The 23830-nt window shown below is 68.0% G+C and carries 17 protein-coding genes, 2 tRNA genes and 1 pseudogene; 10 read left to right on the top strand and 10 right to left on the bottom strand.

The window, feature by feature from the left end:
• Window positions 1-39: 39 nt before the first annotated feature.
• From B5V46_RS12835 to B5V46_RS12820, 4 genes are all read right to left on the bottom strand, one after another.
• A complete protein-coding gene (locus tag B5V46_RS12835; protein WP_080616967.1) occupies window positions 40-1398 on the bottom strand; it encodes a TRAP transporter large permease in 1359 nt (452 codons plus the stop codon).
• Window positions 1391-1882 carry a TRAP transporter small permease gene (locus B5V46_RS12830; protein WP_080616966.1) on the bottom strand — a complete coding sequence of 164 codons (492 nt, stop codon included), beginning with the start codon at window positions 1880-1882 and terminating at the stop codon, window positions 1391-1393. The genes B5V46_RS12835 and B5V46_RS12830 overlap by 8 nt, the downstream gene beginning before the upstream one ends.
• Entirely contained in the window at window positions 1879-2955 is a 1077-nt protein-coding gene (locus B5V46_RS12825) for a TRAP transporter substrate-binding protein (RefSeq protein WP_080616965.1), read from the bottom strand. The genes B5V46_RS12830 and B5V46_RS12825 overlap by 4 nt, the downstream gene beginning before the upstream one ends.
• A gap of 504 nt (window positions 2956-3459) precedes the next feature.
• Window positions 3460-3666 carry a cold-shock protein gene (locus B5V46_RS12820; RefSeq protein WP_080616964.1) on the bottom strand — a complete coding sequence of 69 codons (207 nt, stop codon included), beginning with the start codon at window positions 3664-3666 and terminating at the stop codon, window positions 3460-3462.
• 386 nt (window positions 3667-4052) lie between these two features.
• Here B5V46_RS12820 and B5V46_RS12815 point away from each other — a divergent pair, with 386 nt between their 5' ends.
• From B5V46_RS12815 to B5V46_RS12800, 3 genes are all read left to right on the top strand, one after another.
• Window positions 4053-5204, top strand: a complete 1152-nt coding sequence (locus B5V46_RS12815; RefSeq protein WP_080616963.1) for an efflux RND transporter periplasmic adaptor subunit — start codon at window positions 4053-4055, stop codon at window positions 5202-5204.
• A 10-nt stretch (window positions 5205-5214) separates the two neighbouring features.
• Window positions 5215-8319 carry an efflux RND transporter permease subunit gene (locus B5V46_RS12810; protein WP_080616962.1) on the top strand — a complete coding sequence of 1035 codons (3105 nt, stop codon included), beginning with the start codon at window positions 5215-5217 and terminating at the stop codon, window positions 8317-8319.
• 325 nt (window positions 8320-8644) lie between these two features.
• Window positions 8645-9337, top strand: a complete 693-nt coding sequence (locus tag B5V46_RS12800; protein WP_369822783.1) for an NnrU family protein — start codon at window positions 8645-8647, stop codon at window positions 9335-9337.
• 93 nt (window positions 9338-9430) lie between these two features.
• Here the strand turns inward: B5V46_RS12800 and B5V46_RS12795 are convergent.
• The 5 genes from B5V46_RS12795 to B5V46_RS12780 form a co-directional block, all read right to left on the bottom strand.
• Window positions 9431-9505: transfer RNA gene (locus B5V46_RS12795), tRNA-Gly, on the bottom strand.
• Window positions 9506-9663: 158 nt separating this feature from the next.
• A tRNA-Gly gene (locus B5V46_RS12790) sits at window positions 9664-9738 on the bottom strand.
• A gap of 188 nt (window positions 9739-9926) precedes the next feature.
• Window positions 9927-10577: a glycosyltransferase family 25 protein gene (locus tag B5V46_RS12785; RefSeq protein WP_080616960.1), complete on the bottom strand. Its 651-nt coding sequence runs from the start codon at window positions 10575-10577 to the stop codon at window positions 9927-9929.
• Entirely contained in the window at window positions 10460-10807 is a 348-nt protein-coding gene (locus tag B5V46_RS19835) for a hypothetical protein (RefSeq protein ID WP_155774046.1), read from the bottom strand. The genes B5V46_RS12785 and B5V46_RS19835 overlap by 118 nt, the downstream gene beginning before the upstream one ends.
• Window positions 10804-14247 (bottom strand): pyruvate carboxylase, encoded by a 3444-nt coding sequence (locus B5V46_RS12780; protein WP_080616959.1) that lies wholly within the window; start codon window positions 14245-14247, stop codon window positions 10804-10806. The genes B5V46_RS19835 and B5V46_RS12780 overlap by 4 nt, the downstream gene beginning before the upstream one ends.
• A gap of 159 nt (window positions 14248-14406) precedes the next feature.
• Here B5V46_RS12780 and B5V46_RS12775 point away from each other — a divergent pair, with 159 nt between their 5' ends.
• Window positions 14407-14820 carry a hypothetical protein gene (locus B5V46_RS12775; RefSeq protein ID WP_196774245.1) on the top strand — a complete coding sequence of 138 codons (414 nt, stop codon included), beginning with the start codon at window positions 14407-14409 and terminating at the stop codon, window positions 14818-14820.
• Here the strand turns inward: B5V46_RS12775 and B5V46_RS12770 are convergent.
• Window positions 14809-15135: a hypothetical protein gene (locus B5V46_RS12770; protein WP_155774045.1), complete on the bottom strand. Its 327-nt coding sequence runs from the start codon at window positions 15133-15135 to the stop codon at window positions 14809-14811. The two genes, B5V46_RS12775 and B5V46_RS12770, sit on opposite strands and share 12 nt — an antisense overlap.
• Before the next feature lie 139 nt (window positions 15136-15274).
• Between B5V46_RS12770 and B5V46_RS12765 the strand changes: the two genes are divergently transcribed.
• From B5V46_RS12765 to B5V46_RS12740, 6 genes and pseudogenes are all read left to right on the top strand, one after another.
• A complete protein-coding gene (locus B5V46_RS12765; RefSeq protein ID WP_080616957.1) occupies window positions 15275-17734 on the top strand; it encodes an ATP-dependent helicase in 2460 nt (819 codons plus the stop codon).
• Window positions 17735-18315: 581 nt separating this feature from the next.
• Entirely contained in the window at window positions 18316-19422 is a 1107-nt protein-coding gene (locus B5V46_RS12760; protein WP_080616956.1) for an Mrp/NBP35 family ATP-binding protein, read from the top strand.
• A 645-nt stretch (window positions 19423-20067) separates the two neighbouring features.
• Entirely contained in the window at window positions 20068-20592 is a 525-nt protein-coding gene (gene mraZ, locus B5V46_RS12755) for a division/cell wall cluster transcriptional repressor MraZ (protein WP_080616955.1), read from the top strand.
• A gap of 3 nt (window positions 20593-20595) precedes the next feature.
• Entirely contained in the window at window positions 20596-21591 is a 996-nt protein-coding gene (gene rsmH, locus B5V46_RS12750; protein ID WP_080616954.1) for a 16S rRNA (cytosine(1402)-N(4))-methyltransferase RsmH, read from the top strand.
• Window positions 21592-21880, top strand: a pseudogene (locus tag B5V46_RS12745) (cell division protein FtsL); the annotation flags it as partial.
• 169 nt (window positions 21881-22049) lie between these two features.
• The gene (locus B5V46_RS12740) at window positions 22050-23828 is read left to right on the top strand and encodes a penicillin-binding protein 2 (protein ID WP_080616953.1); all 1779 of its coding nucleotides are present in this window, start codon (window positions 22050-22052) and stop codon (window positions 23826-23828) included.
• Window positions 23829-23830: the final 2 nt, after the last annotated feature.

The raw sequence follows: 23830 nt of genomic DNA, 5'->3' as shown, positions 1-23830 counted from the left end.
GCATCGGCCCGGGGTCCGGCAGAGGCCGGAGTGAACCGCTCAGCCGCCCAGAGCGCCTGGCAGCCAAAGCACCAGCGCCGGAAAGGCCAGCAGGAGGCCGACGCGGAAAAGCTCGGCCAGGAAGAAGGGCAACACGCCCCGGAAGGTCTCGGCCATCGGCACGTCGCGGGCGAGCGACGAGATCACGAAGACATTCATGCCGACGGGCGGGGTGATCAGACCCAGCTCGACCACGATCAGCGCGAGGATGCCGAACCAGATCTTCAGATCCTCGGTGCCCATGCCGAAGCCCGCGCCCTCGGCCATCTGGTAAAGCCCGCCATTGACCTCGACCAGCACCGGCCAGAAGAACGGGATCACCAGCAGGATCATCGACAGGCTGTCCATCAGGCAACCCAGCACGATCAGCGCGGCCAGCACCAGCACCAGCACCGCGAGCGGCGCAAGCCCCGCGCCCGCGATCCATTCGGCGCCCGCCTGCGGCAGGCCCGCGCGGGACATGAAGATCTTCATCAGTTCGGCGCCCAGCAGGATCAGGTAGATCATGCCCGAGGTCGCGGCGGTCTCGAGCACCGAGGCGCGGAGCGCGCCAAGGCCGAGCCGTCCGCGGAGCGTGCCATAGGCCCAGACCAGCGCGACACCCACGCCCCCCCCCGGCGTGGGGTTGTAAAGCCCCAGATAGATGCCGCCCAGCACCAGCGCGAAGATGCCCAGCACCGGCAGCACGCCAAGGGTCGCGGCGCGGAACTCGGCCCGCCCGGCCGGGGCATGGGCGGGACCTGCGCCGGGGCGGAGCGCGACATAGCCCGCGATGGTCAGAAGGAACAGCAGGACCGCCAGTGCGCCCGGCACGAGGGCTGCCATGAACATGGTGACGACATTGGCCTCGACCAGGACCGCATAGAGGATCAGCACCACCGAGGGCGGGATCAGGATGCCGAGCGTACCGCCCGCAGCCAGCGTGCCGGTCGCCAGCGCGCCCGAATAGTTCTGGCGGCGCAGCTCGGGCAGGGCGACCTTGCCCATGGTCGAGGCGGTGGCCAGCGACGAGCCGCAGACCGCGCCGAAGCCCGCGCAGGCGGCAATGGCGGCCATCGCGGTGCCGCCCCGCATCCAGCCGAGCCAGGCCGCCCCGGCCCGGAACAGCGCGGCCGACAGTCCAGCCCGCCCGGCAAGCGCCCCCATCAGCACGAAGAGCGGCACGACCGTCAGATCGTAGATCGAGAACTGGCCCCAGGCCAGCGTCTTGAGCTGGTTCAGCAAAAGCGCCGGGCCGTTCAGCGCGGCGATGCCCGCGCCGCCTACGAGGATCATCGCATAGGCGATGGGCATCCGCCCCGCGATCAAGAGGACCAGCGCGCCAAGCCCGGTCAGGCCCAGCATCATCGGGTCAGGCATGCCCCCTCCCGCGCGCGGCGGCGGCATCTTCGGTCAGCGTCGCCACCGCCGCCAGCGCCAGCAGCGCGAGCGAGGCCAGCACCGGCAGGAAACAGGGCCAGAGCGGGATCTGCAGGATCGCGGTGGTGTAGCCATAGGCCTGCTGATCGCCGAGCCCGAGGCTCATGCGCCAGAGCAGGACCCCGGCCACGGCAAGGGCGGCCAGCGATCCGGCAAGGCTCATCCGCGCGGCCCAGATCCGCGAGGCGCCCATGGTGAAGACATCGGCGGTGACATTGGCGCGGGTCAGCTGGCACCAGGGCAGGAAGGCGAAGACGGCGATGGCGGTGCCGATCTCGGTCAGCTCGAAATCGCCCGGGACCGGATGGCCGAGCAGCCCGCCGAGGATCGAGATCACGTTGAGCGCGACCACGCCCGCAAGCACCAGTCCGCCGAGGATCGCCCAGAACGCGACCGCAGCGGCCAGCGCGCGCCGCAGCCTCATCGGCTGGCATGGGCCGCGATCGCGGCGCGGGCGCGGGCGACCAGACCCGCGCCGTCGATGCCACGACGGTCGGCATCCTCGATCCAGCGCGCGACCACGGGCTCGAGCGCGGTCCGGAAGGTTTCGGTTTCCTCGGGGCTCAGAACCTGATGGGCCTTGCCCGCGGCGGTGGTGATCGCGACCCCGGTCTCTTCGGTGCCGCGCCAGATCCGGCCGAGCTCGGCCAGCCAGTCGGGGCCCGAGGCCTCGCGGAACGCGGTCCGGATCTCGGGCGGCAGACTGTCCCAGCGCGCCTTGTTCATCGAAAGCTGGAAGGTGGTGGTGCCGAAGCGGGTATTGCGGTCGCCCTCGATCAGCCGGTCGGTCTGGTCCTGCAGCTTCAGCGCGGGCACGATCTCGAAGGGCACCAGCGCACCGTCGACCACGCCCTTCTGCAGCGCCTGCGGCAGCTCGGGCACCGGCATCGCCACCGGCACCGCGCCCAGCGCCTCGAGCACCCAGGCCCCCGTGCGCGACGGGATCCGCATCTTGCGGCCGGCCAGATCGGCCGGGGCGTGCACCTCGGGGCCGCGCAGCGCGATGCCGTTGCCGGCATGGACATGCAGGAACATCACCTCGAGGCCCTTGTAATCGGGTTTGAGGTCGGTCTCGAACAGATCGGCCAGCGCCAGATTGGCCGCCCCCGGATCGTTCACATAGACATTCGGCAGCTCCATCACCTCGGTCCGCGGAAACAGGCCCGGCGTGTAGCCGTTCACGACCCAGATAAGGTCGACCACCCCGTCGCGGGCCTGGGTCACCAGTTCGGGCGGGCGTCCGCCCAGCGTCATCGAGGGGTAGATCTCGATCCTGACCCTGCCGCCCGAGCGTGCCTCGACCGCGCGGGCCCAGGGCTCGAGCGTCTCGGTCTGGGTGGGCGAGGTCGCAGGCAGGAAATGGTGCAGCTTGAAGGTATAGTCCTGCGCCAGTGCCGCGCCCGCGGTCCAGATCGCGGCCGTTGCCGCGGTAACTGCGCCGAGCAGCCTTGCGATCGGTGTTCCGGCCAGCCGTCCTGCTCTGCGTTCCGCTGCCATTCCGTTCTCCCCCCGTCTGCGGCCGCGCGCCGCCGATTGTCCCGGGCCTACACCGGGAAGGGGAAACCGGTCAACGTTGTGGGCAGGGAGAGGACGGGGCAGCCCTTGCCGGTGTAGGCCCGCCGCGCGGATACGGAGCGTTGACAGCTCTTTGACGCAAGGCTGCGAAGATCGAACGGTCGGGGCGACATGACGGTATCGTGAGGCCATGTGATCCCGCCTGTGAAACAGGACCGCTCGGCGATGCGTTGTCCCCATGCCGAGCAGAAAGGCAGAAAAGGAGATCCGGATGAGCCGCAAGAGCGACAACGAGCAGAGCGCGCGCCGCGCGCCGAAGCCCGCGAATGACCGGGGCATGCCAAGCGCGCCGACCACCTGGCGCTTTACCGACTGGGCCATGATCTGAACCGAAAAACCCCGCGGCAGGTGCCGCGGGGTCGGATATTTCAAAGCTGTGACGCGGTCGGGCCGGGCGCTATCGGAGCGCCGCCAGCCCGTCTGGCCTCAGATCTCGGCCAGTTTGGTCGCCGATTCACGGCCGTCGCGGCCGGCTTCGATTTCGAACGACACTTTTTGACCGTCTTGCAGGCCGGCCAGGCCAGAACGTTCGACGGCAGAGATGTGCACGAACACGTCTTTCTTGCCGCCGTCGGGAGCGATGAAGCCGAAGCCTTTGGTGCTGTTGAACCATTTCACGGTGCCGGTAGCCATCCCGTGTGTCTCCTCAAGTAGTGCCGCTCGCGGAAGTGCAGCGGCTTGGCTCGTCAGGTATCGATCGATGAACTGACAGCCGCGTAAGGGAAGACAGTGGTCGATAGAGATAACGTCGCGAACCGCTCTATGCGGCTTTTCCCGAGTCGCTGCAAGAAAAATTCGCGGCCTGGCGGGGGGCGGGACGGCCTGTCGCAGTGGCGGCCCGCAGCAAGGGCCGCCACTGCGGTTGCCCGACATTGCCCGCGAACCGGACGGGACCGGCAGGCGCCGGGACGGAACGCGGAGAAAACCGCGCCGGTGCCGCCTGTTATTCTGGCCATCGCTTCCTAATTAAAGGACATTGCGGCCGGATGAACCGGCAAGACGCGCGAACGGGAAGGTGCATGGCACGGCAAATAGGTCTCTCCGTCCTGCTTCTGGCTGGCACGCTTGCGCTTTGGGTTGTCTTCGTTCCGGGGGCACGACCCTGGCTCGACCGGATCGGTATCGGTGCCCTGCTGGGGCTGGCGCCTTCCGCACCCGAGGCGGGGACGGGCCCCTCGGGGCCGCGTGCCGGGCCTGTGGCCGTCACCGTCGAGGAGGTCGCGGAAGGTCGTATCCGGGACCGGGTGGCCGCCATCGGCGACGGCCGCGCGCTGCGCTCGGTCATGCTGCGTTCGAAGGTCACGGGCGAGGTGGTCGCGATCGGTATCCGCGACGGCGATCGGGTGGCGGCGGGCGATCTGATCGTGCAGCTCGACGACGAGGCCGAGCGGATCGCGGTCGACCGCGCGCAACTGGTTCTGGAGGATGCCCGCGACGAGGCCCAGAGGGTGAGGCGCCTGGAAACCACCGGGGCCGTCACCGAGGTCCGGCGCCGCGAGGCCGATCTGGCGCTTAGAACGGCCGAGCTGGAGCTGCGCCAGGCCGAATTCGATCTGTCCGAACGCACCGTTCGCGCGCCCTTTGCGGGCTGGGCGGGGGTGCTCGACATCGCTGTCGGCGACCGGGTTTCGAGTCAGGACGCGCTGGCCAGCATCGTCGACCGCAGCCGCATCCTGATCGACTTTCACGTCCCCGAGCGGGTGGTCGGAGAGGTCAGGGAGGGGCTGGCCCTGAGCGCGCGGCCGCTGGGCATGCCGGGCCGGGTGCTGGAGGGGCGCGTCCATGCCGTCGACAATGCCGTCGACCCGGCCAGCCGCACGCTGCGGGTGCAGGGCGAGCTGGACAATGCCGACGATCTTCTGCGCGGCGGCATGTCCTTCGAGGTGGTGCTGAATTTCGAGGGCGAACCGCTGCCCATGGTCGATCCGCTGGCGGTGCAATGGTCGAGTTCGGGCGCCTATGTCTGGGCGCTGCGCGAGGGCCGCGCGGCGCGGGTGCCGGTGGCGATCCGTCAGCGCAATGCCGACAGCGTGCTGGTCGAGGCCGATCTGGCGGTCGGCGAGCCGGTAGTGGTCGAGGGGCTGCAGACGCTGCGCGAGGGCGCCGAACTGCGCGTCGTCGGGCCGCAGGCGGGGCGGGCCCTGCCGCGTACGGCGCGCGACGCGGGCTAGGGAGGGGGCCATGCTGCAGGAAGCGCTCCGCGAGGCCGAATCCGGCGGTACGTCGCTTTTCGTAAGGCGTCCGGTCCTGGCCCTCGTGCTCAGCGCGCTGATCGTGCTGGCCGGGCTGGCGGCCCTGTTCGGGGTCGAGATCCGCGAGCTTCCCAATGTCGACCGCCCGGTCGTCACCGTCACCACCGAGTTCACCGGGGCCGCGCCCGAGACCATCGATCAGGAGATCACCAGCCGGATCGAGGGCGCGGTCGGCCGGGTCTCGGGCATCCGCTCGATCGAGTCGAATTCGCGCTTCGGCCGCAGCCGGGTGACGCTGGAATTCGCCGAGGATGTCGATATCGACGTCGCCGCGACCGATACCCGCGATGCGGTTGCCCGGATCCAGCGCGAGCTGCCCGACGAGGCCGAGGATCCGCGCGTGGTCAAGGCCGATGCCGATGCCCAGCCGGTGATGCGGGTCGCGGTGACCTCGTCCCGGCGCTCGGCCGAGGCGCTGACCGAGATCGTCGAGGACCGGATCGAGGATCGGCTGGTCTCGTTGCCGGGCGTGGCCGATGTGCAGGTCTATGGCGACCGGGCGCCGATCTTCCGGGTCGATGTCGATCAGGCGCGGCTTGCCAGCCGCGGGCTGACGCTGGCCGACTTGGCAGAGGCGCTGTCCGATGCGGGCTTCAACGCCGCGGCGGGTGATCTCGAGGGCGGGCGGCAGAGCCTCAGCGTGCGCACCACCGCCATGGTCGTCTCGGCCGAGGCCTTCGAGGATCTGCGCATTGCCCCCAACGTCTTCCTGCGCGACGTGGCGCGGGTCGATCTGGGCCCCGAGCCCAACACTTCGGTCCTGCGCGCCAATGGCCGGACCGGGATCGGCATGGGCGTGATCCGGCAGGCGGGCAGCAACACGCTCGACATCTCGCGCGAGGTGCGCCGGACCGTGGCCGAGCTCGACCAGAGCCTGCCCGACGACATCTCGATCTTCGTCACCTCGGATGACGCGGTCTTCATCAAGGGCGCCATCGCCGAGGTGTTGAAGACGCTGGGGCTTGCCGTTGCCATCGTGGTTCTGGTGATCTTCTTGTTCCTGCGCGATCTGCGCGCGACGCTGATCCCGGCGCTGACCATGCCGGTCTCGCTGATCGGCACACTGGCCGCGATCTATCTGGCGGGCTTCTCGGTCAATATCCTGACGCTTTTGGCGCTGGTGCTGGCCACCGGCATGGTGGTCGACGATGCCATCGTGGTGCTGGAGAACATCGTCCGCCGCCGGGCCGAGGGCATGGGGCCGCGCGCGGCCGCCGTGCTTGGCGCCAAGCAGGTCTTCTTTGCGGTCGTCACCACCACCGCGACGCTGGCCGCGGTCTTCGTGCCGCTCTCGTTCCTGCCGGGGCAGGCGGGGGGCTTGTTCCGCGAATTCGGCTTTACCCTCGCGATTGCGGTCGGGATCTCTTCGGTCGTGGCGCTGACGCTTTGTCCGGTGCTGGCCAGCCGCATGCTGGCGCGCACGCCCGGCACCGGGACCGGCGCCATGGCCCGGCTCGGCGCGGCGCTGGCCGGGTTCTACCGCCGGAGTCTTGCCGGCGCGCTGGCGCTGCCCGTTGTGGTGGTGACGGCGGCGCTCCTGTTCGCCGCGACCGCCCTGCTTGTGGCGGGGGGCGTGCGGCAGGAACTGACGCCGCAGGAGGACCGCTCGGTCGCGCTTCTGAGCATCCGGGCGCCGCAGGGCGTGTCGCTCGACTATACCCAGTCCAAGATGGCCGAGATCGAGGACGCCATCGCGCCGCTGCGCGAGGCGGGCGAGATCGTCAACCTCTTCTCGATCGCGGGCTCGGGCGGTTCGGACAGTCGCGGCTTCATGGTCTTCACCCTCGCCCCCTGGGAGGCGCGAGACCGCAGCCAGAACGAGATCGTGACCGATATCAACACCCGGTTGCAAGACGTGATCGGGGTGCGCGCCTTCGCGATCCAGCCCAATTCGCTGGGCATTCGCGGCGCGGGCAGCGGCATCAGCGTCGCATTGACCGGCGAAAGCTATGACCGGCTGGCCGAGACCGCCCAGGCGCTGGTCGAACGGATGCGGGATGACGGCGCCTTCGGCGAGGTGCGGCTCGATTTCGAGCGTACCCAGCCCGAGCTGTTCGTCGAGGTCGACCGCACCCGCGCCGCCGATCTGGGGATCGACATCTCGGGTCTGGGCGATGCATTGAGGGCCTTCCTGAACGGGCGCAGCGTCGTGTCGGTCTTCGTCGGCGACCAGAATTACGACGTGCAGCTTGTCTCGTCGGCCGAGACGGTCGATGACCCGGGCGATCTCGAGAACATCTTCGTGAAAAGCGCGGGCGGGCGGATGGTGCCGATCTCGACCTTCGTGCGGCTCGAGGAACGCCCCGTCGCGCCCGATCTCGACCGGCTGGATCAAAGCCGCGCGGTCTCGATCTCGGCCGATCTGGGGCCGGGGCAGTCGCTGGGCGGCGCCTATGAGCGGATCGTCCAGCTGTCGGACGGGCTTCTGTCCGAGGATAACCGCATCCTGCCCAAGGGCGCCGCGGCCACCATGGGCGAGACCAATTCCGGGCTGTTGCTGATCTTCGGCTTCGCCATCGCGGTGGTGTTTCTGGTGCTGGCTGCGCAGTTCGAAAGTTTCATCTCGGCCATCGTGGTGATGGCGACGGTGCCGCTGGGGCTGGCCTGCGCGATCTTCGCGCTGCTCGTGACCGGGCAAAGCCTCAATGTCTACAGCCAGATCGGGCTGGTGATGCTGGTCGGCATCATGGCCAAGAACGGCATCCTGATCGTCGAATTCGCCAATCAGTTGCGCGACGGGGGCGCGACGGTGCGCGACGCCATCTTCGACGCGGCGACGATCCGGTTGCGCCCGGTGATGATGACCATGGTCTCGACCGTGCTGGGCGGCGTGCCGCTGATCCTGTCCTCGGGGGCGGGGGCAGAGGCCCGCGAGGCGCTGGGCTGGGTCATCGTCGGCGGGCTGGGACTGGCCACGCTCTCGACGCTTTACCTGACGCCGGTCGCCTATCTGCTGCTGGCGCGGTTCTCGCCGCCCCGGGCTGAGGAAAAGCAGCGTCTCGTGCGCGAACTGGAGGAGGCACTGGCAGGATGAGAGTGCGGGCAGGGTCTTGGTCCCGAAAACATGAGGCCCGGGCGGGGGTAGACGCCCGGGCCGTGTCAGCGGCGGGAGGCGCCGGTGAGGGAGCCGGCCAGAGGGGGGGCTTCGAACCTCGCCGATCCGCTGTCATCCATGGTGGAACGCGTCAGAACGCCGCGGGTTCCGGTGGCTGTGCGACATTGTCTCCGGGTCCGGCCCGGATCCGGCGGAGCTGCGGGGCCCGTTGGGGCCGGGCATCGGGCGCATCGGGCCGACGCTTCCCGTCGTCCCCTGGCCATGGTCTTTCCGGCGGTGCCCGTGCTGGCCGCCGGAGCCGCCGATGATGGGCGGCTGGGGCGAATTCGCGGCCGCCTATGCGGCGTTCCTGCTGTCGCATGCGCTGCCGGTCCGGCCCGGGGTGCAGGCCCGGCTGAGGCGCTGGCTGGGGCGGCGGGGTTATCTGGCGGCCTATGTCGCGGTGTCGCTGGCGGCCTTGGGCTGGCTGATCGTGGCCTCGGGCCGGGCGCCCTTCATTCCGCTCTGGGCGCCTCTGCCCTGGCAGCTCGGGCTGCCGGTTCTGGTCATGCCCTTCGTCTGCCTGCTGATCGCGGCGACGCTTGGCGCCCCCAATCCGCTGAGCTTCGGCGGCGCGGGGAATGCGCGCTTCGACCCCGAGCGGCCGGGCATCGTCGGGCTGACGCGGCATCCGCTGCCGGTGGCGCTGACGCTCTGGGCGCTGGCCCATGCCCTGGCCAATCCCGATCTGGCGCATCTGCTGATGTTCGGCGGCTTTGCGGTCTTCGCGATGACGGGCAGCCGGGCCATCGACCGGCGCAACCGCCGCCTGATGGGGGCAGAGTGGGACCGGCGTGCCGCCCGCACCGCGACCCTGCCTTTCGCGGCACTTCTGAGCGGGCGCTGGCGCCCCTCGGGGCCGCCGCCGCTTTGGCGGATTGCCCTGGGCCTTGCGCTCTGGGCAGGGCTTCTTGCCGCCCATCGCCCGGTGATCGGGGTCTCGCCATTTCCGTTCTGACCTGCGTCGTCCGGTCTCTGCCGGACGATGCGTCGATCACGGCCGAGGGCGCGGGAACCGATGGCGTCATCACTGTCCTGATAGGAAGTCCCCTGGAGCGGGCGATGAGATTCGAACTCACGACCCTTACCTTGGCAAGGTAATGCTCTACCCCTGAGCTACGCCCGCATCCATTGGGTAGGCGGGATGTATAAACTCTGGCCGGGGGCTGCAAGTGGAAAAATAACCTCTCGCCTGCGGCGAGATTGCCGACAGGAGGGATCGCGCGCCAGGACGCGCCTCCGGCCAGAGGCCGGTTCCAGTCATCGGTGCTGTTCGAGAAAAATTGGAGCGGGCGATGAGATTCGAACTCACGACCCTTACCTTGGCAAGGTAATGCTCTACCCCTGAGCTACGCCCGCATCCATTGGGTAGGCGCGATGTATAAATTCCGGCCGGGGGCTGCAAGTGGAAAAAGCGGCCCGGGACGGAAAAATTGCTTTCGGGGATTTGGAAGGCCTGTGGGCAGATCCCGGGCACGGATAAGGTCGTGCGGGATATGCGCAGGCAGGGGCTGTCCGCGCGCTCCGAGATGGCCGGTCGCGCGGGGCTAGAGCCGGAAGGTCTCCGACCTGAGGCGGCGCAGGCGATCCATGATCTTGAGCTTGCCCATCGCGTTCGCCTGTTCCGGCTTCTTCCAGGACTTGCGTTTGGGTTTTACGTGCGCCTTGCGGATCACTCCGGTCGGGTCGATCGTGCTTTCTAGGTCGGGCGCCTGCAGGAAGAGGCCGGGTTCGGAGAACAGGAGATGCTCCTGGCTTCGGTTCCTGAAATGATCGGCCAGCGTCCTGATCGGGGTCTCGGCCGCAACGGTGCGCCGCGCGGCTTCGCGCGAGATGACATAGGCATGAGCACGCCAGATATTGTGATCCTTCCCGGCATCGCGCACGATCCAGCGGTGCCGGAAGCCGACGCCGCATCCGGCCAGAACGCGGTTGACGTTCCTGGGGCGCCGTCGCCGCTTGACGCCGAGATGCAGGATGAAGGATGCGCCCTGTCGGCCATGTTCGACAACGGGCTTGAGGAGGTCCGGCAGCACGTCAAATGCCCGCGGGTCGGCGGGGCGGGCATCATCCTCGAAGATCAGGGCGAGAGGATGGTCCGAATTCGCGAGCCATTCCAGGACGCGCCTGTGGGACAGCGCGCATCCGATTTCGCTGGGAAGGGGCCTGCGCCCGATCGACCTGGCAAAGTAGTCCATATCCGCGATCCGGCCAGCTCGGCCTCATCGGCCTTGCGCAGATCCGATGCCGGCCAATAGCCCCCGACCAGGTCCGGGGGAAAGCCCGCCTGTCTGAGATGGTCGCGACGCCCGGTTGCATCGTCGAGCGAGATCAGCGCGACAGGGATGATATCGGTCTGGGGGCTGTCGCGCGCGGCTTCCGCGTCCCGCCAGCTGGCGAGACGCGGCCGGTTCTTGCTCTTTGTCATTCGAACTCTATCAAGAGGTCCTTGGCATCGATCTGCTGGCCCGGCGCGACATGGACGGCCTTGATCCTGCCGTCGCGTTCCGCGTGCAGGCCGGTTTCCATCTTCATCGCCTCGATGGTCAGCAGCAGATCGCCCTCCTTGACCTCCTGCCCGGCGGCCACGGCGACGGTCGCCACCGCCCCCGGCATCGGCGCGCCGACATGGGCCGGGTTGCCGAGCTCGGCCTTGGGACGGCGGGCGACGCTGGCCTTGGCCCTGCGGTTCGGCACCCGGATCACCCTGGGCTGGCCGTTCAGCTCGAAGAAGACCCGCGCCTCGCCATCCTCGGCGGTCTCGCCCACCGCCTGCAGCCGGATCACCAGGGTCTTGCCTGGGTCGATCTCGGCCTCGATCTCCTCGCCCGGCTCCATCCCGTAGAAGAAGGTGCGGGTGGGCAGGGTGCGCACCGGCCCGTATTGCAGGTGCCGCGTGGCATAATCGGTGAAGACCTTGGGATACATCAGATAGCCGTTCAGGTCCTCGTTGTCGAAGGTCAGGTCCTCGAACTGGGCCTCGATCTCGGCGCGGATCTTGCCGATATCGGCCGCGGGCACATGCTTGCCGGGCCGGTCGGTGAAGGGTTCCTCGCCCTTGAGCACCTTCCGGCGGATCGCCTCGGGGAAGCCGCCCGGGGGCTGGCCGAGATTGCCGCGCATCATGTCGATCACGGAATCGGGGAAGGCCACGTCATGCGACGGGTCCTCGACCTCGGCCCGGGTCAGGCCCTGACTGACCATCATCAGCGCCATGTCGCCCACCACCTTCGAGGAGGGCGTCACCTTCACGATATCGCCGAACATCTGGTTCACCTCGGCATAGGTCTCGGCGACCTCGTGCCAGCGCTCCTCGAGCCCGAGGCTGCGGGCCTGGGCCTTGAGATTGGTGAACTGCCCGCCGGGCATCTCGTGCAGGTAGACCTCGGAGGCGGGCGCGGACAGGCCCGATTCGAAGGCCGCATATTGCTGGCGCACGGCCTCCCAATAGGCCGAGATCTCGCGCACCGCGCCCATGTCGATGCCGGTCTCGCGCGGGGTGTTGCGCAGCGCCTCGACGATCGAGCCGAGGCAGGGCTGCGAGGTGCCGCCCGAGAAGGCGTCCATGGCGGCATCGACCGCATCGACGCCGGCCTCGGCCGCGGCAAGGATCGTGGCGGCCGAGATGCCCGAGGTGTCATGGGTGTGGAAATGGATCGGCAGCCCGACCTCGTCCTTCAGCGCCTTGATCAGCACCGTCGCCGAGGCGGGTTTCAGGAGCCCGGCCATGTCCTTGAGCCCCAGGATATGGGCGCCCGCGGCCTTCAGCTCACGGCCCATGGCGACGTAATATTGCAGGTCGTATTTGGCCCGGGCCGGGTCGAGGATGTCGCCGGTATAGCAGATCGTGCCTTCGCAGAGCTTGCCGGTCTCGAGCACCGCATCCATCGCGACGCGCATGTTCTCGACCCAGTTCAGGCTGTCGAAGACGCGGAAGACGTCGACCCCGGTCTCGGCGGCCTGCTTGACGAAGCCCTGCACGACATTGTCGGGATAGATGGTGTAGCCGACGCCATTGGCGCCCCTCAGCAGCATCTGCGTCATCACGTTCGGCATCGCCGCGCGCAGGTCGCGCAGCCGCTGCCATGGGCATTCCTGCAAAAACCGGTAGGCCACGTCGAAGGTCGCGCCGCCCCAGCATTCGACACTGAAGAGCTGCGGCAGGTTGTGGGCATAGGCGGGCGCCACGCGGATCATGTCGATCGAGCGCATCCGGGTGGCCAGCAGCGACTGGTGGCCGTCGCGCATCGTGGTGTCGGTCAGCAGCAGCTGTTTCTGCGCCGCCATCCATTCGGCCAGCCCCTCGGGGCCCGACTGTTCCAGGATCTGCCGCGTGCCGGGCGCGTAGCTTTCGCGCCGGGCAAGCGGCGGGCGCGGGTCGCGCGCCTCGGCCGGGGGCTTGGCCCGGCCCGTCGTCTCGGGATGCCCGTTGACGGTGATGTCGGCGATATAGGTCAGGATGCGGGTCGCCCGGTCGCGCCGTTTCTCGAAGCTGAACAGCTCGGGCGTCTCGTCGATGAAGCGGGTCGAATACTCGTTGTTCAGGAAGGTCGGGTGCTTCAGCAGGTTCTCGACGAAGGCGATGTTGGTCGAGACGCCCCGGATGCGGAATTCGCGCAGCGCCCGGTCCATCCGGGCGATGGCGGCCTCGGGCGTCGGTGCCCAGGCGGTGACCTTCTCCAGCAGCGAGTCGTAATAGCGGGTGATGACCGCGCCCGAATAGGCGGTGCCGCCATCCAGCCGGATGCCCATGCCGGTCGCGCCGCGATAGGCGGTGATGCGGCCATAGTCGGGGATGAAGTTGTTCAGCGGGTCTTCGGTCGTGATCCGGCATTGCAGGGCATGGCCGCTCAGATCGACATCATACTGGCTGGCCACGCCAGTCGCCTCGACCAGGCTTTTCCCTTCGGCGATCAGGATCTGGGCGCGGACGATGTCGATGCCGGTCACCTCTTCGGTGACGGTATGCTCGACCTGGACGCGGGGATTGACCTCAATGAAGTAGAAATTGCCCGTCTCCATGTCCATCAGGAACTCGACGGTACCGGCGCATTCGTAATTCACCGCCTCGGCGATCTTCTTGCCGAGATTGCACAGATGCTCGCGCTGGGCGGCCGACAGATAGGGGGCGGGGGCGCGCTCGACGACCTTCTGGTTGCGGCGCTGGACCGAGCAGTCGCGCTCCCACAGATGGTAGATCGTGCCATGCTTGTCGCCGAGGATCTGCACCTCGACATGGCGGGCGCGGGTGATCATCTTTTCAAGATAGCCCTCGCCATTGCCGAAGGCGGCCTCGGCCTCGCGCCGGCCCTCGCGGACCTTCTCGGCCAGTTCCTCGGGGCCGTGGATCGGTCGCATGCCGCGCCCGCCGCCGCCCCAGGAGGCCTTGAGCATCAGCGGATAGCCGATCTCCTCGGCCTGGCTGGCGATGGCCTCCATGTCGTCGCCCAGCACCTCGGTCGCGGGAATGACCGGTACGCCGGCCGCGATCGCGACCTTGCGGGCGCTGGCCTTGTCGCCGAGCGCGCGCATGGTCTCGGCCTTCGGACCGATGAAGGCGATGCCCTCGGCGGCGCAGGCCTCGACGAAGGCGGGGTTTTCCGACAGAAGCCCGTAGCCCGGATGGATCGCGTCGGCGCCCGACATCTTGGCGACGCGGATGATTTCCTCGATCGAGAGATAGGCCTGGACCGGGCCCAGCCCCTCGCCGATCTTGTAGGCCTCGTCGGCCTTGAACCGGTGCAACCCCAGCTTGTCTTCTTCGGCATAGACCGCGACGGTGCGCTTGCCCAGCTCGTTGGCGGCGCGCATCACGCGGATGGCGATCTCGCCTCGGTTGGCGACGAGAACCTTGTTGAAGTCGGTCAAGTTGGGGCCTCCCTGGGGTCGTTTCGGGCCGTGACATCGGATCGCGGCTGATTTCTGTCGGTATAAAGCTGCGTTGCGGCGAAGCAAGTGTGAACGGGGCTGTAGACCATGATGGGACCGGTCGCTTGACCTCCGGGGCGGGCAGGGTATCGGTTCCGCATGCCCAGCGAAGTCGAACTTGCCGCGATCCTCTGTGCGCTCGTCCTCGGGGGCGAGACCGAGACCCGCCACGGCTATGTCGTCGCGGGCGAGGCGCGCCATGTCCGGGTCGATTGCGAGACCCCGACCCATGTGATCGAGGTTGGGCTCGACGGGCGCCGCTCCGCCTACGATTCGCTGCATCAGTCGCTGTTCGCGGCGCATCTGACCGGCAAGCTGCCGATGATCGTGATGATCGACACCGATGGCCGCGAGGAACCGGCCGAATTCCAGGTTCGCACGGTGGCAGGGATGGCGGGGGTCAGCTACCTGGCGCTCGATGCCGGTTTCCTGCTGCGCTGGCAGCGAGAGCGGCCTGGGCGCAAGGGCCCGGACCTGCCGGTCCTTCGCGACGGCGCCACTTCAGGACATTGACAGCGGGGTGACGGTGAGGACGCGGCCGTCGCGGGTGGTCTGACAGCGCCAGGTGCCGTCGCGTCCGGCCATCTTCATGTCGATCCAGAACCCGGCGGCGGTGCGGCCGCTGCCGATCCGGAAGATGCCCGCTTCGGGCTGATGGAAACGGGCGGCCATCTCGGCGGTGCAGGCGGGGGCCGAAGCCTCGGGCGGCTGCGGCAGCATTTCGGGGGTGATGACCTTCGGAACGCCGTTTTCCGGCCGTTCCGGCGTGCCGCAGGCGGCCAGAGCGGCCAGTGCCAAGCCTGACAGAAGGATGCGGTATCGACTCATTCTCTTTTTCGCCCCTGTTTGTTCCGACTATTCGCCTTATGCGCGAAATTGCAACGACGGCGGCAAAAAATGCCCGAAAACAGGAACGGAATGGGAACACTTCTTTAACTCATCGCCGGGCCGCGCTAGATTGGTCGCCATGTGCCCGATCGACGACTCCGACGCTTTCGAAACCGCCGCTGAGGCGCCCCTTTCCGTTCGTGCCTCCGTTCGCGGCATGGCCGCGCGCGCGGCGCCCTATCTCGACGGGCTGAACCCGGCGCAGCGCCAGGCGGTCGAGACTCTGGACGGCCCGGTCCTGATGCTGGCGGGCGCGGGCACCGGCAAGACCCGGGCGCTGACCGCGCGGATCGCGCATCTGCTCTGCACCGGCGCGGCCCGGCCGAACGAGATCCTGGCGGTGACCTTCACCAACAAGGCCGCGCGCGAGATGAAGGAGCGGGTCGGGCGGCTGATGGGCGAGACCGTCGAGGGCATGCCCTGGCTCGGCACCTTCCATGCGATCTGCGTCCGGCTTCTGCGCCGCCATGCCGAGCTGGTGGGGCTCAAGTCGAATTTCACCATCCTCGATACCGACGACCAGATCCGGCTGCTGAAACAGGTGATCGCGGCCGCGAATATCGACGAGAAACGCTGGCCCGCGCGGCAGCTGGCCGGGCTGATCGACCACTGGAAGAACCGCGCCTGGACCCCCGAGACCGTGCCGGCCTCGGAAAGCTCGGGCTTCGATGGCCGGGGCGTCAGGCTCTATGCCGCCTATCAGGACCGTCTGAAGACCCTGAACGCGGCCGATTTCGGCGATCTGCTGCTGCATGTGGTGACCATATTCCAGGCCCATCCCGACCTTCTGGAGCAGTACCGGCGCTGGTTCCGCTATATCATGGTCGACGAATACCAGGACACCAACGTGGCGCAGTATCTGTGGCTGCGGCTTCTGGCGGGCGGGCACAGGAACATCTGCTGCGTCGGCGACGACGATCAGTCGATCTATGGCTGGCGCGGCGCCGAGGTCGGCAACATCCTGCGCTTCGAGAAGGATTTTCCCGGCGCCGCGGTGATCCGGCTGGAACAGAATTACCGCTCGACCCCGCATATCCTCGCCGCCGCCTCGGGGCTGATCGCGGCCAACAAGGGGCGGCTTGGCAAGACGCTCTGGACCGAGGCCGAGGCGGGCGAGAAGGTCCGGCTGATCGGTCACTGGGATGGCGAGGAAGAGGCCCGCTGGATCGGCGAGGAGGCTGAGACGCTGCAGGGCGGCAGCCGCGGGATGCGGCCCTTCTCGCTGGATGACATGGCGATTCTCGTGCGCGCCAGCCACCAGATGCGTGCCTTCGAGGATCGTTTCCTGACCATCGGTCTGCCGTACCGGGTGATCGGCGGGCCGCGTTTCTACGAGCGGATGGAGATCCGCGATGCGATGGCCTATTTCCGCCTCGCCGTCAGCCCCGCCGACGATCTGGCCTTCGAGCGGATCGTGAACACCCCCAAGCGCGGCCTCGGCGACAAGGCCCGGCAGAAGATCCAGGCCATGGCCCGGGCCGAAGGCGTGCCGCTGGTCGAGGGTGCCCGGATGCTGCTGGAAAGCGGCGGGCTAGGCGGCAAGGGCGGGGCCGAGCTGCGCAGGCTGATCGAGGCGATCTGGCGCTGGCATGGCGAGGTGCTGGACACGGCGCCGACGGTGGTGGCGGGCGACGACGCCATGCTGATCGACGACGAGGCCGTGCCGCTGGAGGCGGGGCAGGGGGCTCTGAGCCATGTCGGGCTGGCCGAGCGCATTCTGGATGAGGCGGGCTACACGGCGATGTGGCAGGCCGACAAGACGCCCGAGGCGCCGGGGCGGCTGGAGAACCTCAAGGAACTGGTCAAGGCGCTGGAGGAATTCGACAATCTTCAGGGCTTTCTCGAACATGTCGCGCTGATCATGGACAATGACAGCGAGGCGACCGGGGCCAAGATCTCGGTGATGACGCTGCATGCCGCCAAGGGGCTGGAATTTCCGGTGGTGTTCCTGCCGGGCTGGGAGGACGGGCTTTTCCCCAGTCAGCGCGCAATGGACGAGACCGGGCTGAAGGGGCTCGAGGAGGAACGGCGGCTTGGCTATGTCGGGCTGACCCGGGCCGAAGAGCTTTGCACCGTGTCCTTCGCCGCCAATCGCCGGGTCTACGGGAAATGGCAGTCGCAACTGCCCTCGCGCTTCATCGACGAGCTTCCCGCTGCCCATGTCGAGGTGCTGACGCCTCCCGGACTGTATGGCGGGGGCTATGGCGCGGCGGCGCCGCAGGTGGCGGTCTCGGATATCGAGGCGCGGGCCTCGCGCGCCGATGTCTATAATTCGCCGGGCTGGCAGCGGCTGCAAAGCCGCACCGCCGGTCGGTCAGGCTCCACGCCGTCGCACGGCGCCCGTGGCATCACGATCGATGCCGAGGCGCTGCCGGCCTTCGAGCTCGGTGCGCGGGTGTTCCACCAGAAATTCGGCTATGGCACGGTGACCGGGATCGAGGGCGACAAGCTCGACATCGCCTTCGACAAGGCCGGGGCCAAGAAGGTCGTGGCCCGGTTCGTGGTGGCGGCCGCCAGTGCCGGCGATGTTCCCTTCTAGAGGCCGGGCCGTTCAGGCGCGGCCTTTCCCCGATAAAGCCCCTTCCGGAATCTGACGACAGGCGCTCGGCGTCGGTCGTGGCATTGCGCCGCCCGGCTGGCGTCTGCCTGCGGATCTGTCTTCGGGGCTGTTCGGGAAAAGAGAAACGGCGACGCCAGGGAGGAGGGGGCGCCGCCGTTCTGCACAACGGCAGTGTCAGGGAGGAGGAGACATACTGCCGTATCCGGTGGGGCCGAAGCCCCGTATGAAAAGTGCGGCGGCACCTGGGAGGAGGTAGGTGCCGCCGCGAGATGAGGAAACCCAGGGAGGAGGAGGGGTTTCCTTTCTCTGGGCGGTGGGTTGCCGGTCGATGCCGTTGCGTCCCGTCCGCGCCGTTGGTCCTATAAATACCCTTTTGCTGCAGTTGCACAATGGCTCGCGGCCGAATTGCTGCCATGCGGAAACTGCATAAGTCATTCTGACATAGTTTTGGGCGGGTTCTGCCCGGATGGCGCGGGAATGGGCGGGGAAGAAACGACTCTTGCCCTTTTGGGGCATACGGCCAAGTAAGAGGACAGGTCTCGCGCGAAACGGAGTCTCTGATGCCTCTTTCCAATGATGTGATTTTAGCCGAACTGTCCCGAATCGCAGTGCCGGGCGGCGGCGATCTGGTCTCGCGCGATCTGGTCCGCGCGCTCTCTGTCGAGGGTGATACGGTGCGCTTCGTGATCGAGGCCGAAACCGCCGAGGCGGCCCGGGCGATGGAGCCGGTGCGGGCGGCTGCCCAGGCCGCGGTCGAGGCGATTGCGGGCGTTGCGCGGGCCTCGATCGTACTGACGGCGCATGGCGGGGCGGGGGCGGCGCAGAAATCGGCGCCGCAACCGGGGCCGCAGGCGGGGGCGCAGCCGGGCCCCCGGATCGGCCGCCACCCCACCCCCGATGACGGGCCACGCAATCCGTCGGGGGTCGACCGCATCCTGGCTGTGGCCTCGGGCAAGGGCGGCGTCGGCAAGTCGACGGTGGCCAGCAATCTCGCGGTGGCGCTGGCCCGTCAGGGGCGCCGGGTCGGGCTGCTCGATGCCGATATCTACGGTCCGTCTCTGCCCAGGATGATGGGCGCGACCCGTCGCCCCGCCTCGCCCGACGGCAAGATCATCGAGCCGGTCTCGGCGCATGGCGTGACGATGATGTCGATCGGCCTGCTGCTGAAGGAAGACGAGGCGGTGGTCTGGCGCGGTCCGATGCTGATGGGCGCGCTTCAGCAATTGTTGGGCCAGGTCAACTGGGGGCGGCTCGACGTGCTGGTGGTCGATCTGCCGCCGGGCACGGGCGACATCCAGCTGACGCTGTGCCAGCGGACGAAACTGACCGGGGCCCTGGTGGTCTCGACACCTCAGGATGTGGCACTGCTGGATGCGCGCAAGGCGCTCGACATGTTCGCCAAGCTCCAGACTCCGGTACTCGGGCTGATCGAGAACATGTCCACCTATATCTGCCCCAATTGCGGGCATGAGGCGCATATCTTCGGCCATGGCGGGGTCGAGGCCGAGGCGCAGAAGCTGGGGGTGCCCTTCCTCGGCGCGCTGCCCCTGGCGCTCGAGGTACGCGAGGCGGGAGATGCCGGGCGTCCGGTGGCGCTGGGCGAGGGGGCCATCGCCGAGGCCTATGCGCAGATCGCTGTCCGGCTGATCGGCGGCGGCATGGCCTGAGCCGCGAGGCGGAACGGGCAGGGGTGGTCCCGCCCCCGCGCTCACGGGAATTCATGGTCAAATTTGGGTCGGAGGCTCCGGATCGGTGATTCGGGGCCTTTTTCTTGCCGGTTCCGACGGCACCTGTTCACGCGCATTCGGCGAGATCATCCTTTCCGAGAAAATTTTTATCAGATGCACTCAAGGGGTGCATTCTGTCTGGTGTCTACGATATGTGGGGTTTTTATAAAATTTCAGCACAAATTGAGGTGCCTGCATCCCAATCCGGTGTCGATTTCCGGGTGGATTCCCGCCTCGACGGCGTGATCTCTTCAACACATTCCCGCCAAATTCAGTTGATCTCCATGAATTCCCATGTCATAAGGGTCCTACAAGGGCGATGGCGGACGATACGGATTAAGGGGCGCATAAAGAGACCCCGGAAAAACCAAAACGGTTTCATACAGGCACCCGCCACAGCCCCCATACGAGATCCGGCGCGCGAGCGAGCAAACATCCCCCAGGTGGTGCGCGCAGCCGGGCAACCCGGAACGGGACGAGGGCGGCGGATTGGGCGGTGGCAGCAGCTCAGTCCGCCGTTTTCGTCGGAGCGGTCTCAGAACCGGTCGTTGGCGAAGACGGTGAGGGTAAAGGAGCGTCGGGCAGGTGGCGCGCAGGTTCAGAGGCGAAAGCCAGCACAAGGTGGATGCCAAGGGTAGGGTCTCGATCCCGGCCCTGTTTCGCCGTGTGCTCGAGGCTTGCGACCCGGACTGGACCGAGGGGCTCCGCCCGCAACTGGTCATCGTCTATGGCGATCACCGCCGCAAATATCTGGAATGCTATACCATCGAGGCCATCGACGAGGTCGATGAGAAGATCGCGGCGCTGCCGCGCGGCTCGATGCAGCGGCGGATGCTGGAACGGATGTTCCACGGCCAGTCGCATCCGACCGAGGTCGACAATGACGGCCGGCTGACCCTGCCGCAGAAGCTGCGCGACAAGATCGGGCTCGAGGGCGAGGCCTTCTTCATCGCCTCGGGCGATACCTTCCAGATCTGGAAACCCGAGACCTACGAGACCGAGGAACTGGCCAAGACCGAGGCCTGGCTCGACGAACTTCCCGACGATGTCGATCCGCTGAGCTTCCTCGACGGGGCCGTGGCGGGCGTCGGTCTCGCCGGGGACGGCTAGGCCATGGCTGCTGCGGACCGTTCCGCCCCTGCCGACCCGCCGCATATCCCGGTCCTGCTGCGCCCCCTGCTTGGGGCGGTGGCGCCGGTCTCGGGGCTGTGGCTCGACGGCACCTTCGGCGCGGGCGGCTACAGTCGCGGGCTGCTGGAAGCCGGGGCCGACCGGGTGATCGGGGTCGACCGCGACCCCAGCGTCGCCGATCTGGCCGCCTCCTGGGCTGCGGACTGGGGCGAGCGGCTGCGGCTGGTCGAGGGGGTTTTCTCCGAGCTCGACCTCCATGCCGATGCCCCGCTCGACGGGGTGGTGCTGGATCTCGGCGTCTCCTCGATGCAGCTCGATCAGGCCGAGCGCGGGTTTTCCTTTGCCAAGGACGGTCCGCTCGACATGCGTATGGGCGCCGGGGGCCTGTCGGCCGCCGATCTGGTCGCCACCGCCTCCGAGACCGCCCTGGCCGACATCCTGTTTCACTATGGCGAGGAACGCGCCTCGCGCCGGATCGCGCGGGCCATCGTCAAGGCCCGGGCGGTTGCGCCCATCGTGACCACGGCGCAACTGGCCGAGGTGGTGGCGCGCTGCCTGCCGCCCCACCGGCCGGGCCAGACACATCCGGCGACCCGGAGCTTCCAGGCGATCCGGATCGCGGTGAACGATGAGCTTGGCGAGCTGGTCCGTGGGCTGGAAGCCGCCGAGCGGGCGCTGAAACCCGGCGGAAAACTGGCGGTCGTCACCTTCCATTCCCTTGAAGACCGCATCGTCAAGCGGTATCTGCAGGCGCGCTCGGGGCAGGGCGCGGGCGGCAGCCGCTATGCGCCCGAGACCAGGCCCGAGCCCGCGCGTTTCGATCTTGTCACCCGCCGCGCGGTGGCGCCCGATCCGGTCGAGCTCGAGGCCAATCCGCGCGCGCGCTCGGCCAAGCTGAGGGTGGCGATCCGTACCGACAGGCCGGCGGGGGCGGCCGATCGCAGCCAGCTCGGTCTGCCGAAGATCATGGAGGAGTAGATGCGCAGCCTCGTCTATGTTCTGACGGCGATGGCGGTTATGGCGCTGGCCTTCTGGGCCTATCGCGAGAATTACCGGACCCAGGCGGCGCTCGACAATGTCGAGCGTCTGAACCGTGCCATCGGGTCGCTGCGCGAGCAACTGGCCATGCAGAATGCCGAATGGGCCTATCTGAACCGGCCCGAGCGGCTGCGCGAGCTGGCGGCGCTGAATTACGACCGGCTCGGGCTCGGGCCGCTCGCGCCCGAGCAGTTCGGCCAGATCGATCAGGTCTCCTATCCCGAGATGGTTTTGCCCGATATCGTGCTGCCCGACGAGCTGTTCCAGGAGATCATGGCCGAGGCCGACCGCCCGGCCCAGACCGCCGCACCCACCCTGCCCGTCGAGGAGGCCGCCGCGGCCTCGGCCGTGCCCGAGGCGCTCGATGCCGGCGATGCCGGGGATGCGGAGGAGGGGCGATGATCCGGACACCGCTGCGCCCGCTGGCGCGCATTCTGGAAGCCCGCGCCAGGGGCGAGAATCCCGATGCCATCGAGCGCGAGAACAAGCGCCTGCGCCACGAGAAGATGCGCGACCAGGCCCGGGTCCGGGCCGAGGGGCGCCTGCTGGTGCTGGGGGTGGTGTTCTGCGCGGCCTTCGCGGTGGTCGGCGTGCGGATGGGGATTCTGGCGGGATCGGTTCCCTCCGAGCCGCGCGCCACCGCCCCGGGCGCCTCGATCGTGGCCCAGCGCGCCGATATCGTCGATCGCAACGGCAATATCCTTGCCACCAATCTCGCCACCCATTCGCTTTATGCCCAGCCGCCGCTGATGATCGATCCGAAGGCGGTGGCGCGCGAACTGGCCGCGATCTTCCCCGATCTCGACGAGGCGCGGATGGTGAAGGATTTCACCGGCAACCGCAAATTCGTCTGGATCAAGAAGAAGCTCAGCCCCGAGCAGATGCAGCTCGTGCATGACATCGGCGATCCGGGCCTGTCCTTCGGCCCGCGCGAGATGCGGCTCTATCCCAACGGGGCGCTGGCTGCGCATATCCTCGGAGGCGCCGGCTTCGGCCGCGAGGGCGTGCAGTCGGCCGAGGTGATCGGCGTGGCCGGGGTCGAGCGCTATTTCGACGAATATCTGCGCGATCCGGCCAATGGCGGCCAGCCGCTCCGGCTGTCGATCGACCTGACGGTGCAGGCCGCGGTCGAGCGGGTTCTGGCGGGCGGCATGAAGCTGATGAGCGCCAAGGGCGCGGCCGCGATCCTGATGGATGTGCATAGCGGCGAGATCCTGTCGATGGTCTCGCTGCCCGATTTCGATCCGAACGAGCGTCCGCGCCAGCTGGTCAAGGGCGATCCCTCCGACAGCCCGCTTTTCAACCGCGCGGTGCAGGGGGTCTACGAGCTTGGCTCGACCTTCAAGCCTCTTACCGTGTCGCAGGCGCTGGACGAGGGCATCGTCAACCCGAATACCATGATCGACACCAAGGGGCCGCTGGTCTGGGGGCGGTTCCGGATCAACGACTTCCACAATTACGGTTCGAGCCTGTCGGTGACCACGGTGCTGGTGAAAAGCTCGAATATCGGCACCGCCCGGATCGCACAGCGGATCGGCGGCGAGCGTCAGCGGGCGTTCCTCACCCGTCTCGGGCTGCTGGACCCCTCGCCGGTCGAACTGGTCGAGGCGGCCGGGACCAGGCCGCTCTTGCCCGCGAACTGGAGCGAGCTGTCGACGATGACGATTTCCTACGGGCACGGGGTGTCGACCAGCCCGCTCAATCTGGCGGCGGCCTATTCGACCATCGCAAATGGCGGTCTTCTGGTCCGGCCGACGCTTCTGGCGGGCGGCGACAAGCCGGGCGAGCGGGTGATTTCCGAGGAAACCTCGCGCCAGATCCGCAAGATGCTGCGCGAGGTGGTGGTGCATGGCACGGCCTCCTTCGGCGAGGTGCCGGGCTATCGGGTGGGGGGCAAGACCGGTACTGCCGACAAGCCCAAGCCCACCGGCGGCTATTACGACAAGAAGGTGATCGCGACCTTTGCCAGCATGTTCCCGGCCGAGGCGCCGCAATATGTGCTGATCGTCACCCTCGACGAGCCGCAGGACACCACCGGTCCCAAACCGCGCCGCACCGCGGGCTGGACCGCGGTGCCGGTCGCCGCCGAAGTCATCCGGCGCGCCGCGCCGCTTCTGGGGCTCCGGCCCGAGATTGAACAGGCGCCGGGCTTCGGCGTAACACTGACCGCGAACTGAGG

Origin of the sequence: Rhodovulum sp. MB263, assembly GCF_002073975.1 — a bacterium.
In the GTDB taxonomy this organism is placed as follows: Bacteria; Pseudomonadota; Alphaproteobacteria; order Rhodobacterales; family Rhodobacteraceae; genus Rhodovulum.
The sequence above is the reverse complement of the archived record's forward strand: the minus strand, read 5'-3'. Positions and strand labels throughout refer to the sequence as shown.